General features: G+C 70.4%; 10 protein-coding genes. 9 read left to right on the plus strand and 1 reads right to left on the minus strand.

From position 1 onward, the window contains the following. Positions 1-136: 136 nt before the first annotated feature. Positions 137-679, minus strand: coding sequence for a carbonic anhydrase (locus ACIBUY_RS21835; RefSeq protein WP_365564417.1), 543 nt, complete (start codon positions 677-679; stop codon positions 137-139). A 412-nt stretch (positions 680-1,091) separates the two neighbouring features. Here ACIBUY_RS21835 and rsmH point away from each other — a divergent pair, with 412 nt between their 5' ends. The 9 genes from rsmH to murG all read left to right on the plus strand — a co-directional run bounded on the left by rsmH (position 1,092) and on the right by murG (position 12,831). Next, the gene (gene rsmH, locus ACIBUY_RS21840; protein ID WP_365564414.1) at positions 1,092-2,048 is read left to right on the plus strand and encodes a 16S rRNA (cytosine(1402)-N(4))-methyltransferase RsmH; all 957 of its coding nucleotides are present in this window, start codon (positions 1,092-1,094) and stop codon (positions 2,046-2,048) included. A gap of 36 nt (positions 2,049-2,084) precedes the next feature. Next, positions 2,085-2,723 (plus strand): septum formation initiator family protein, encoded by a 639-nt coding sequence (locus ACIBUY_RS21845; RefSeq protein ID WP_399153382.1) that lies wholly within the window; start codon positions 2,085-2,087, stop codon positions 2,721-2,723. Between the two features lie 4 nt (positions 2,724-2,727). Continuing rightward, on the plus strand, positions 2,728-4,692 hold the full coding sequence (locus tag ACIBUY_RS21850; RefSeq protein WP_399153383.1) for a peptidoglycan D,D-transpeptidase FtsI family protein: 1,965 nt from the start codon (positions 2,728-2,730) through the stop codon (positions 4,690-4,692). Positions 4,693-4,755: 63 nt separating this feature from the next. Then, entirely contained in the window at positions 4,756-6,411 is a 1,656-nt protein-coding gene (locus tag ACIBUY_RS21855) for a UDP-N-acetylmuramoyl-L-alanyl-D-glutamate--2,6-diaminopimelate ligase (protein WP_365564407.1), read from the plus strand. A 4-nt stretch (positions 6,412-6,415) separates the two neighbouring features. Continuing rightward, positions 6,416-7,819, plus strand: coding sequence for a UDP-N-acetylmuramoyl-tripeptide--D-alanyl-D-alanine ligase (gene murF / locus ACIBUY_RS21860; protein WP_365564405.1), 1,404 nt, complete (start codon positions 6,416-6,418; stop codon positions 7,817-7,819). Then, a complete protein-coding gene (mraY, locus tag ACIBUY_RS21865) occupies positions 7,816-8,889 on the plus strand; it encodes a phospho-N-acetylmuramoyl-pentapeptide-transferase (RefSeq protein WP_365564402.1) in 1,074 nt (357 codons plus the stop codon). Before murF ends, mraY begins: the two co-directional genes overlap by 4 nt. Continuing rightward, the gene (gene murD, locus ACIBUY_RS21870) at positions 8,871-10,313 is read left to right on the plus strand and encodes a UDP-N-acetylmuramoyl-L-alanine--D-glutamate ligase (RefSeq protein ID WP_365564399.1); all 1,443 of its coding nucleotides are present in this window, start codon (positions 8,871-8,873) and stop codon (positions 10,311-10,313) included. The genes mraY and murD overlap by 19 nt, the downstream gene beginning before the upstream one ends. Before the next feature lie 97 nt (positions 10,314-10,410). After that, positions 10,411-11,736 (plus strand): putative lipid II flippase FtsW, encoded by a 1,326-nt coding sequence (gene ftsW, locus ACIBUY_RS21875; protein ID WP_399153384.1) that lies wholly within the window; start codon positions 10,411-10,413, stop codon positions 11,734-11,736. A 6-nt stretch (positions 11,737-11,742) separates the two neighbouring features. After that, positions 11,743-12,831 carry an undecaprenyldiphospho-muramoylpentapeptide beta-N-acetylglucosaminyltransferase gene (gene murG / locus ACIBUY_RS21880; protein WP_365564394.1) on the plus strand — a complete coding sequence of 363 codons (1,089 nt, stop codon included), beginning with the start codon at positions 11,743-11,745 and terminating at the stop codon, positions 12,829-12,831.

Genomic DNA, 12,831 nt, shown 5'->3' on the forward strand with positions numbered 1-12,831 from the left:
GCGCGAGGTGCCACACACGCATTCTTGTTGGCGTTACCGGTTCGTGTCACTCGCCTGTGGATAACTGGCTGCGATATGTCGGGGCTTACAACCTTTTGAGGGGACGGCCGCCCGCCCGGGAACCTTTTCGGAAACTTCAAGCAGGGGCGATCTCGCGCAGCTGACCGGTCTTCACGTCGAAGACGAAGCCGCGTACGTCGTCGGTGTGCAGCAGGAAGGGCGAGGTGCGCACCTTCTGTATCGACTGCCGTACGTCCTGGTCGACGTCGCGGAATCCCTCGACGGCCCAGGTCGGGCGCTGGCCGACCTCGAGCTCCAGCTCGTGCCGGAACTCCTCGCTGAGTCCCTCGAGGCCGCAGCCGCTGTGGTGGATGAGAACCACGCTGCGGGTGCCGAGGGCGCGCTGGCTGATGGTCAGCGAGCGGATCACGTCGTCGGTCACGACTCCGCCGGCGTTGCGAATGGTGTGGCAGTCGCCGAGTTCGAGCCCGAGCGCGGCGTGCAGGTCGAGACGGGCGTCCATGCACGCGACCACGGCGACCTGCAGCACGGGACGTGCGTCCATGCCCGGGTCGGTGAAGGCCGCGGCGTACCGCGCGTTCGCGTCGACGAGGCGGTCGGTGATGGTGCCGGCGACGGGTATGGCGTCTTCGGACGGGAGGGATGCGGAAGTCGTCATGGATATGACGGTAATGGTCACGCAGGGCCGTGGCCCGCTGTGAGACGGGACAAAGAACGTCATCGCGGCTTGTTGTGAGCTAACCCACAGGGGCGGTCGAGCGCGACCGAACGGGTGAATTCGCCGGAAATGCGGCTTCGCGTCGATGCGGCCCGCGACGCGCAGGCCGGTTGATTGACCGAGGGGCACCGTGGACTAAAGTGACGCCGAACCCCATTAATCGAAGCAACAACGGAGATCCCGGCACTGCCGGACGCTCCCCGCGTGCGCGGCGCGTACGTACGGCTCGGCCTCCTCCCGCTCCGGTCGGCCGGCGTCACTTCCCCGGCGCCGGCGGACCACCATCCCCTTCACGAGCGGGCGGGGACCCGGCAGTGCGTCCGCCCCCCCACGCCGGACCTGAGAGGGCCCCTTGAGTCAGCGACACGTCCCGGTCATGCTCCAGCGCTGCTTGGACATGTTGGCTCCCGCGCTCGCACAGCCGGGCGCGGTCGTCGTCGACTGCACGCTCGGCCTCGGCGGCCACAGCGAGGCCCTGCTCTCCACGTTCCCCTCGTGCCGCCTCGTCGCGCTCGACCGCGACAAGGAAGCGCTGCGCCTGTCCGGCGAGCGCCTCGCCCCCTTCGGTGACCGGGCCACCCTCGTGCACGCCGTCTACGACGAACTGCCCGAGGTCCTCGACCGGTTGGAGATCCCGCGCGTCCAGGGCGTCCTGTTCGACCTCGGCGTCTCCTCCATGCAGCTCGACGAGGCCGACCGGGGCTTCGCGTACGCGCAGGACGCGCCGCTCGACATGCGCATGGACCAGACGACCGGGATGAGCGCCGCCGAGGTCCTGAACACGTACCCCGCGGGCGAGTTGGTGCGGATCCTGCGCCAGTACGGCGAGGAGAAGCAGGCCAAACGCATCGTTTCGGCCGTCGTGCGCGAGCGCGAGAAGGAGCCGTTCAGCAACAGCGCCCGGCTCGTCGAGCTGATCCGCGACTCCCTGCCGCAGGCCGCCAAGCGCACCGGAGGCAACCCGGCCAAGCGCACCTTCCAGGCCCTGCGCATCGAGGTCAACGGCGAGTTGAGCGTCCTGGAGCGGGCGATTCCGGCCGCGGTGAAGGCGCTCGCCGTCGGTGGCCGGATCTCCGTCCTGTCGTACCACTCGCTCGAGGACCGGCTGGTCAAGCAGGTGTTCGCGGCCGGCGCCGCCACCACGGCGCCGCCCGGCCTGCCCGTCGTCCCCGAGCAGTACCAGCCGCGGCTCAAGCTGCTCACGCGCGGCGCCGAACTCCCCACGGAGGAAGAGGTCGCCGAGAACCGCCGGGCGGCCCCGGCACGGCTGCGAGGTGCGCAGCGCATCCGCGAGGACGTCATCGGATGAGGATCGAGTGAGGCACGCGCGCGTGGAGGGGTGGTCATGAGCGGGAAGAGCGGCAGGAGCGGCTCGAAAGGTTCTCAGGGATCCAAGGGCTCCACGGGCGAACGGCGCGGGAGAGCGGCCCGGTTGGCGCGGCTCTTCCCGGTCGCCCCGTCCGGCGGCGCCCAGGCGGCGCGGACCCCGTTCGTCCTGCTCGTCGTGCTGCTGCTCGGCGGCGGACTCATCACGCTGCTGTTGCTGAACTCGTCCCTCAACGAAGGATCGTTCAAGCTCAGCAGGCTCAAGAAGCAGACCACCGAGCTCACCGACGACGAGCAGCAACTGCAGCGCGACGTCGACTCGTACTCGGCCCCCGACGCCCTGCAGCGCCGCGCCCGCGAACTCGGCATGGTCCCCGGCGGCGACCCCGCGTTCCTGAACCCGAACGGCACCGTGCGCGGCATGCCGAGCCCGGCCGCGCTGCCCTCGCCGGTGCGTCAGCAGGCGCCCCGGCCGCCGGAGACGGTGCGTACGACCACCACGACGACGCCCTCCGCCCCGTCGAGCAGTGCTGCACCGGGGAAGACGCCGTCCGCCAAGCCCTCCGCCAGGCCGACCGGCCGGCCGAGTCCGAACAGCTCGGTACAGCCCTCGGCCCCCGCTCCCTCGACCACTGCTCCTTCGACCTCCGGCAGGTGACGCCATGACCGACAGGGAGCCCCCGCGCCGCCGCGTCCCAGGACCCGCGCGCTCCTCGGGACCTGGCAGGCCCGCGGCGCAGCGGCGCCCGGGTCCCGGTGCACGCCCCGCCGCACGGCGCCCGCGCCCCGCCCCTGCCAAGGCCGCCACTCCACTGCGCCTGGGCAGCCCGCGGCCCCGCCTGCGGATGGTGAGCCTGGGCCTCACGCTCGTCCTCATGGTCTTCGTCGTACGGCTTCTCCAGGTGCAGGGCGTCGACGCGAGCGCGTACGCCGCGAAGGCCGAGCTGAATCGGTACGTCAGCCACACCATCGCGGCCGAGCGGGGCGGCATCACCGACCGCAGCGGTGTCGCCCTCGCGACCAGCGTGGACGCGTACGACATCACGGCGGACCCGACGATGTTCACCGAGAAGGTCACCAAGGTGAAGGACGCGCCCGAGCAGGCGGCGGCGCTCCTGTCGCCGATCATCGGGGTCGACGCGGACGCGCTCGCCAAGAAGCTGAAGACGAAGAACACGCGGTACGTGCGGCTCGCCTCGCGCCAGACGCCCCAGGTCTGGAAGCAGATCAAGGACCTCAGGTCCACGCTGAACGACAAGGCCAACGCCGAGGGCCGCGAGGCCAGCGTGCTCTCCGGCGTCCTCGCCGACCCCAGCAGCAAGCGCGTGTACCCGAACGGGGACCTGGCCGCCGGGATACTGGGCTGGGTCAACGCCGACGGCAAGGGCGGCGGCGGCGTCGAGCAGCAGCTCAACAAGGAGCTGTCGGGCAAGGACGGCAAGATCCGTTACGCCCAGTCCGGCGGCCAGCAGGTGCCCACCGCGGGCAGCACCGAACAGCCCGCGGTGCCCGGCTCCGACGTCGAGCTGACCATCGACCGCGACATCCAGTGGGCCGCGCAGAACGCGATCACCGAGCAGGTCAAGAAGTCCCATGCCGATCGTGGCTACGTGATAGTGCAGGACACGCAGACCGGCGAGGTGCTGGCCATGGCCAACGCGCCGGGCTTTGACCCCAACGACCTGTCGCAGGCCAACTCCTCGGCCATGGGCAACGCGGCGCTGCAGGACGCCTACGAGCCCGGCTCCACCGCCAAGGTGATGTCGATGGCGGCCGTGCTCGAGGAGAACGTGGCGACCCCCGAGACCCACGTCGTCGTGCCCAACAGGCTGCACCGCGGCGACCGTCTCTTCCAGGACGACATCGACCACAAGACCTGGTACCTCACGCTCAACGGCGTGCTCGCCAGGTCCAGCAACATCGGCACGATCCTCGCCGCCGGCCAACTGGGCAAGACGCAGCCGGAGGCCAACCAGACCCTCTACTCGTACCTGCGCAAGTTCGGCATCGGCCGGCAGAGCGGTCTCGGTTTCCCCGGCGAGACCTCCGGCATCCTCGCCGCGCCCGACACGTGGTCCACGTCGCAGCAGTACACGATCCCGTTCGGGCAGGGCTTCTCCCTCAACGCGATGCAGGCGGCCTCCGTGTATTCGACCATCGCCAACGGGGGCGTACGGATCGAGCCGACTTTCGTGCGGGGCTCCACCGGCGCCGACGGCAAGTTCACCCCCGCGCCCAAGCCCAAGCAGACCCGCGTCGTCAGCGAGAAGACGGCCAGGACGGTCGCGCAGATGCTGGAGTCCGTGGTCGACGACGAGGAGGGCACCGGCACCAGGGCCCGCATCCCCGGCTACCGCGTCGCGGGCAAGACGGGCACGGCCAACCGCGTGGATCCGGCCACGGGGCGCTACAAGGGGTACACGTCGTCGTTCGCCGGGTTCGCACCCGCCGACAAGCCGCGCGTCACCGTCTACTGCGCCATCCAGAACGCCACGAAGGGAAGCTACTTCGGCGGCCAGATCTGCGGCCCCATCTACAAGCAGGTCATGGAGTTCGCCCTGAAGACCCTTCAAGTGCCGCCCACGGGCGCCAAGTCCGCGAAACTGCCCACTGAATACCAGCCGTGACACCGGCCGTGACGTGCCGTGACCATGATCGCCTCCACACAGTGAAGACATCTTGAAGAGCTCGTGACAACCATCACCCCCGATCCAGGGAACCAGCGCGCGCCACGCCCCTCGCTTCGCTCCCCGGGGGGTGCGCCCGGTACGCTCACCGCCGTGCCACACGCTGATCAGTCCCAAACCACCCAGAAGGGCGCACCCGTGACATACCCCGGGCCGCCGCGACCGGTCGAGGTCTCCGCCACACCCCTCGCGGAACTGGCCGATCAGCTGGGTGTCCCCACACCCGCGGCAGGCGTCGAGATCTCCGGCATCACCCACGACTCCCGGGCGGTGCGGCCCGGTGACCTGTACGCGGCGCTGCCCGGCGCCCGCGCGCACGGCGCCGACTTCGCCGCGCAGGCCGCCTCGCTCGGCGCCGTCGCGGCGCTGACCGACCCGGCGGGCGCCGAGCGCGTCACGGAGGCCGGACTCGTGCCGCTCGTCGTGGAGAACCCGCGCGGCCGCATGGGCGAGCTGGCGGCCACCATCTACGGCCACCCCGGCAAGGACCTGCTGCAACTCGGCATCACCGGCACGTCGGGCAAGACGACGACCGCGTACCTCATGGAGGGCGGTCTGAAGGCGGTCCGCTCGACCGGGCTCATCGGCACCGTCGAGATGCGCATCGGCGACGAGCGCATCAAGTCCGAGCGCACCACCCCCGAAGCCACCGATCTCCAGGCCCTGTTCGCGGTCATGCGCGAGCGCGGCGTCGACGCCGTCGCCATGGAGGTCTCCAGCCACGCCCTCGTGCTCGGCCGGGTCGACGGCTGCGTCTTCGACGTCGCCGTCTTCAACAACCTGAGCCCGGAGCACATGGAGTTCCACTCCGACATGGAGGACTACTTCCGGGCGAAGGCGCAGCTGTTCACGCGGGCGCGCAGCAAACAGGGCGTCGTGAACTTCGACGACGAGTACGGCCGCCGGCTCCTGCAGGACTCGGAAGTGCCGGTCGTCAGCTTCTCCGCGGAGGGGCACCCGGACGCCGACTGGCGCGCCGAGGACGTCGAAGTGGGGCCGCTGGGCTCGACGTTGACCGTCGTCGGCCCCAAGGGCGAGCGCATCTCCGCCAAGGCGCCGCTGCCCGGCCCCTTCAACGTGGCGAACACCCTCGCCGCGATCGTCGCCCTCGCCGTCGCCGGGATCGACCCGCAGACCGCCGCCGACGGCGTCGCAGCCGTCCCCGGGGTGCCGGGCCGCCTGGAGCGCGTGGACGCGGGCCAGGACTACCTCGCCGTCGTCGACTACGCGCACAAGACCGACGCCGTCGAGTCCGTGCTCAAGGCCCTGCGCAAGGTCACCGAGAACAAGCTGCACATCGTGCTCGGCTGCGGCGGCGACCGCGACAAGACCAAGCGGATGCCGATGGGCGCCGCCGCCGCGCGGTTCGCCGACACGGCCATCCTCACCTCCGACAACCCCCGCTCCGAGGACCCCCTCGCGATCCTCGCCACGATGCTCGCGGGCGCGGCCGACGTGCCCGCGCACGAGCGCGGCGAGGTCCAGGTCTTCGAGGACCGGGCCGCCGCCATCGCCGCCGCCGTGGCCCGGGCCGAGCCCGGCGACACCGTGCTCGTCGCGGGCAAGGGCCACGAGCAGGGCCAGGACATCGCCGGGGTGGTCCGTCCCTTCGACGACCGCCAGGTGCTTCGCGAAGCTATCCAGAAGACCCAGGGATGAACTTGTGATCGCCCTCTCCCTCGCCGAGATCGCCTCAGTCGTCGGCGGGCAGACGTACGACATACCGGATGAGCAGGTCCGGATCACCGGTCCTGTCGTCATCGACTCGCGCAAGGTCGAGCCCGGCAGCCTGTTCGCCGCCTTTGTGGGCGAGCGGGTGGACGGCCACGACTACGCGCGCGAGGTCGTCGAAAAGGGTGCGGCCGCCGTCCTGGCGTCCCGCCCCGTCGGCGTGCCCGCGATCGTCGTCGACGACGTTCGGACGGCGCTCGGCGCGCTCGCCCGGCACGTCGTCGAGCGGCTGGGCGCCACCCTCGTCGCGCTGACCGGCTCGGCCGGCAAGACCAGCACCAAGGACCTGATCGCGCAGGTGTTGCAGCGCACGGCGCCGACGGTCTTCACGCCGGGCTCGTTCAACAACGAGATCGGCCTGCCGCTGACCGCGCTGACCGCCACCGACGAGACGCGGTTCCTCGTCCTGGAGATGGGCGCCCGCGGCAAGGGCCACATCCGGTACCTGACGGGCCTGACGCCCCCGAAGGTCGGCGTCGTCCTCAACGTAGGGACCGCGCACATCGGCGAGTTCGGCGGCCGCGAGCAGATCGCGGAGGCCAAGGGCGAGCTGGTCGAGGCGCTGCCCGCCGAGGGCACCGCGATCCTGAACGCGGACGATCCTCTCGTACGGGCCATGGCCTCGCGCACGAAGGCGAAGGTGCTCCTCTTCGGAGAGGCGGCCGACGCCGACGTACGTGCCGAGAATGTCCGGCTCACGGAGAACGGACAGCCGGCCTTCAGCCTCCACACACCCTCCGGGTGCAGCGAGGTGACCTTGCGCCTGTACGGTGAGCACCACGTGTCGAACGCGCTCGCCGCGGCCGCCGTCGCCCATGACCTTGGCATGTCCGTAGAAGAGATCGCCCGCGCGCTCTCCGAGGCGGGCACCCTGTCCCGCTGGCGCATGGAGGTCACCGAGCGCCCGGACGGCGTCACGATCGTCAACGACGCCTACAACGCGAACCCCGAGTCCATGCGCGCGGCTCTCCGCGCCCTGGTGGCCATGGGCAAGGGGCGGCGTACGTGGGCGGTGCTCGGGCACATGGCCGAGCTCGGCGATGAGGCGCTGGCCGAGCACGACGCGGTCGGACGGCTCGCCGTCCGGCTCAACGTCAGCAAGCTCGTGGCAGTCGGGGGCAGGGAAGCGTCCTGGCTGCAACTGGGCGCCTATAACGAGGGTTCGTGGGGTGAGGAGTCGGTGCACGTGTCCGACGCACAGGCGGCTGTCGACCTGCTGCGCAGCGAGCTGCGCCCGGGAGACGTCGTGCTCGTGAAGGCCTCCAGGTCGGTGGGCCTGGAGAGCGTCGCACAGGCGCTGATCGACGACGTTCAGGCCGGGGCTGATGCCCGATGATGAAGCAGATCCTCTTCGCGGGTGTGATCGGGCTCTTCCTGACCCTGATCGGAACGCCCCTGCTGATCAAGCTCCTTGCGCGCAAGGGCTACGGCCAGTACATCCGTGACGACGGCCCGCGCGAGCACCACGCCAAGCGCGGTACGCCGACCATGGGTGGCATCGCCTTCATCCTGGCGACCCTCATCGCGTACTTCCTCAGCAAGCTGATCACCGGCGCGGCCCCGACCCTGTCGGGTCTGCTCGTGCTCGGCCTGATGGCGGGCATGGGCCTGGTCGGCTTCCTCGACGACTACATCAAGATCGTCAAGCGGCGTTCGCTCGGTCTGCGGGCCAAGGCGAAGATGGCGGGACAGCTGATCGTCGGCATCGCCTTCGCGGTGCTGTCCCTGTCCTTCGCGGACGCCCGCGGGAACACCCCGGCCTCCACCAAGCTCTCCTTCGTGGAGGACTTCGGCTGGACGATCGGCCCGGTGCTCTTCGTGGTCTGGGCGCTGTTCATGATCCTCGCGATGTCGAACGGCGTGAACCTCACCGACGGCCTCGACGGCCTCGCCACCGGCGCCTCCGTGATGGTCTTCGGCGCGTACACCTTCATCGGTGTCTGGCAGTTCCAGGAGTCCTGCGCCAACGCGCAGACCCTCACCAACCCGGCCGCCTGTTTCGAGGTCAGAGACCCACTCGACCTGGCAGTCGTGGCATCGGCCCTCATGGGCGCCTGCTTCGGCTTCCTGTGGTGGAACACCTCGCCCGCCAAGATCTTCATGGGTGACACGGGCTCGCTCGCCCTCGGCGGCGCCCTGGCCGGTCTCGCGATCTGCTCGCGCACCGAGCTGCTCCTCGCCCTCCTGGGCGGCCTGTTCGTGATGATCACGATGTCCGTGGTCATCCAGGTCGGCTCCTTCAAGATGACCGGCAAGCGCGTCTTCCGCATGGCGCCACTGCAGCACCACTTCGAACTCAAGGGGTGGTCCGAAGTCCTTGTGGTGGTCCGCTTCTGGATCATCCAGGGCATGTGCGTGATCGTCGGACTCGGCCTCTTCTACGCAGGATGGGCAGCCAAGAAGTGACATCTGGTCAGGGTTCCTGGCAGGGGATGAACATCACCGTCGCCGGTCTCGGCGTGAGCGGCCTCAGCGCCGCCCGCGCCCTGGCCGGCCTCGGCGCGTCGGTCACCGTCGTGGACGGCGGCGACGGCCCGGCCCACCGCGAAAAGGCAGCCCTCCTTAAGGAGGAGGGCATGTCCGTACGCCTCGGGGACGCGACCACGCTGCCCGAGGGCACGGAAATGGTCGTCACGTCGCCGGGCTGGAAGCCTTCCTCCCCGCTGTTCGAGGCGGCACGCGCGCGTGGTGTGGACGTCGTCGGCGACGTCGAGATCGCCTGGCGCCTGCGCGGCCCGAACGCCGCACCCTGGCTCGCCATCACCGGCACGAACGGCAAGACCACGACGACGCAGATGCTCGCGTCGATCCTGAAGGCGGCGGGCCTGCGCACGGCCGCCGTCGGCAACATCGGGACGCCGATCATCGACGTCGTCCTCGAGGGCGACGACGCGTACGACGTGTTCGCCGTCGAGCTCTCCTCGTACCAGCTGCACTGGGCGCCCTCGCTGCGCGCGCACTCCGGCGCCGTCCTGAACCTGGCGCCCGACCACCTCGACTGGCACGGCTCCATGGAGGCGTACGCCGCCGACAAGGGCCGTATCTACGAAGGCAATCAGGTCGCCTGCGTCTTCAACGTCGCGGACAAGGCCACCGAGAACCTCGTCCGCGAGGCCGACGTGGCGGAGGGCTGCCGCGCCATCGGCTTCACGCTGGGCACGCCCGGGCCGTCCGAACTCGGCGTCGTCGAAGGCATCCTGGTCGATCGCGCCTTCGTCGAGGACCGGCAGAAGAACGCTCAGGAACTCGCCGAGGTGTCGGACGTCAATCCGCCGGCGCCCCACAACATCGCCAACGCCCTCGCCGCGGCCGCCCTCGCCCGCGCCTTCGGCGTGGAGCCCGCGGCCGTACGCGACGGACTGCGGAACTTCACGCCCGACGCGCACCGCATCGCGCACGTCGCCGAGGTCGCCGAGGTCGCGTACGTCGACGACTCCAAGGCCACCAACACCCATGCCGCACAGGCCTCGTTGGCGGCGTACGAGTCGATCGTGTGGATCGCTGGCGGACTCGCCAAGGGAGCGTCCTTCGACGAGCTCGTCACGGCCGCGGCCGGGCGGCTGCGGGGCGTCGTCCTGATCGGTGCCGATCGTGGCCTGATCCGTGAAGCCCTGGAGCGACACGCCCCGGAAGTACCGGTCGTCGACCTCGCGCGGACCGACACTGGGGCGATGTCGGCGGCGGTCCAGGAGGCGGCACGGCTCGCCCGCCCGGGGGACACCGTGCTGATGGCCCCGGCCTGTGCGTCGATGGACATGTTCACCAACTACAACAAGCGTGGCGAGGCGTTCGCGGAAGCGGTCCGCGAACTCGGCGCCACCAGCGTCTGAGGGGACCCGCGAGGTGCCCGGTGACGCCGGGCACCCTTGGGAGGGGACGTGGCAGCGCAACAGGTACAGCCGTACGGTTCACCGTCGGGGAGCGGCAATGGCCGGTAGCAGCGCCCGCACCACCAAGCGCCCGGCGGCGCCGCCCCGCAGGACCAGCAAGGTCTACCGGGCGCGCGCCAATCCGCTGCGCCGCCTGTACGCACAGGCCCGCCGCGCCTGGGACCGGCCGCTCACCGCGTACTACCTGATCCTCGGGTCCGCGATGCTGATCACGGTCCTCGGCCTGGTGATGGTCTACTCGGCGTCGATGATCACGGCCCTGCAGATGGGCCTGCCCAGTTCGTACTTCTTCCGCAAGCAGTTCGTCGCGGCCGTCCTCGGCACGATCCTGCTCCTGCTCGCGATGCGCATGCCGGTCAAACTGCACCGCGCGCTCGCGTACCCGATCCTCGCCGTCAGCGTCTTCCTGATGGTCCTGGTGCAGGTGCCGGGGATAGGAGTGTCGATCAACGGCAACCAGAACTGGATCTCGCTCGGCGGCCCCTTCATGCTGCAGCCCAGCGAGTTCGGCAAGCTGGCGTTGATCCTGTGGGGCGCCGACCTCCTCGCCCGCAAGCACGACAAGCGGCTGCTGACCCAGTGGAAGCACATGCTGGTGCCGCTCGTCCCGATGGCGTTCCTGTTGCTCGGCCTGATCATGCTCGGCGGCGACATGGGCACGGCGATCCTGCTGACGGCGATTCTTTTCGGCCTGTTGTGGCTCGCGGGGGCGCCGACCCGGCTCTTCGTCGGGGTCCTGTCGGTGGCCGGCGCGATCGGCATCATGCTGATCAAGACCAGCCCGAACCGGATGGCGCGGCTCGCCTGCCTGGGCCGCGCCGACGCGGGCCCCGACGACATGTGCTGGCAGGGACTGCACGGCATCTACGCCCTCGCGTCCGGCGGACTCTTCGGTTCCGGCCTCGGTGCGAGTGTGGAAAAATGGGGTCAACTTCCCGAAGCGCACACCGACTTCATCTTCGCCATCACCGGTGAGGAACTGGGCCTGGCGGGGACGCTGTCGGTGCTCGCCCTGTTCGCGGCTCTAGGCTATGCGGGTATCCGCGTGGCCGGACGCACGGAGGACCCCTTCGTTCGCTATGCCGCGGGTGGCGTGACGACCTGGATCACGGCGCAGGCCGTGGTCAACATCGGTGCGGTGCTCGGCCTGCTGCCGATCGCCGGTGTCCCGCTCCCGCTGTTCTCGTACGGGGGGTCCGCGCTGCTGCCGACCATGTTCGCCGTCGGACTTCTGATCGCGTTCGCGCGGGACGAACCGGCGGCACGGGCGGCCCTCGCCATGCGGCGAGCCACGGCCGAGCCGCGGATGAGATGGAACACGATGCGACGGCGCGCCTCGGCGCGCACGTCCGGAGAGCGGTGAATTTCGGTGCATGTCGTACTCGCCGGTGGGGGGACCGCCGGCCACATCGAGCCGGCCCTCGCCCTCGCGGATGCCCTGCGCAGGCAGGACCCGACCGTGGGCATCACGGCCCTCGGTACGGAGAAGGGGCTCGAGACGCGGCTCGTCCCGGAGCGCGGATACGAACTCGCGCTGATCCCCGCCGTCCCGCTGCCGCGCAAGCCCACCCCTGAGCTGATCACCGTGCCCGGGCGGCTGCGCGGCACCATCAAGGCCGCGGAGCAGATCCTCGAGCGCACCAAGGCCGACGCCGTGGTCGGCTTCGGCGGGTACGTGGCGCTGCCCGGCTACCTCGCCGCCAAGCGGCTCGGCGTGCCCATCGTCGTGCACGAGGCCAACGCGCGGCCCGGCCTGGCGAACAAGATCGGTTCGCGGTACGCCGCCGGGGTCGCCGTCTCTACCCCGGACAGCAAGCTGCGCAACGCCCGCTACATCGGCATCCCGCTGCGCCGCACCATCGCCATGCTCGACCGGGCCGCGGTGCGCCCCGAGGCCCGCGCCGCGTTCGGCCTCGACCCGAACCTGCCGACGCTCCTCGTCTCCGGCGGCTCGCAGGGCGCCCGGCACCTGAACGAGGTCGTCACGCGCGTCGCGCCGCTGCTCCAGCAGTCCGGCATCCAGATCCTGCACGTGGTCGGCCCGAAGAACGAACTGCCGCAGGTACAGCAGATGCCGGGGATGCCCCCGTACATCCCGGTACCGTACGTGGACCGGATGGACCTCGCGTACGCCGCGGCCGACATGATGCTCTGCCGCGCGGGCGCGATGACCGTCGCCGAACTCTCCGCCGTCGGGCTCCCGGCCGCGTACGTCCCGCTGCCCATCGGCAACGGCGAACAGCGGCTCAACGCCCAGCCGGTGGTCAAGGCCGGTGGCGGCCTGCTGGTCGACGACGCGGAACTGACTCCCGAGTGGGTCCAGGGCAACGTCCTGCCCGTCCTCGCCGACCCGCACCGGCTGTACGAGATGTCCCGCGCCGCCTCGGAGTTCGGCCGCAGGGACGCCGACGACCTGCTCGTCGGGATGGTCTACGAGGCGATCAACTCACGCCATTAG

The organism is Streptomyces sp. NPDC050085, assembly GCF_044460595.1.
Taxonomy (GTDB): Bacteria; Actinomycetota; Actinomycetes; order Streptomycetales; family Streptomycetaceae; genus Streptomyces.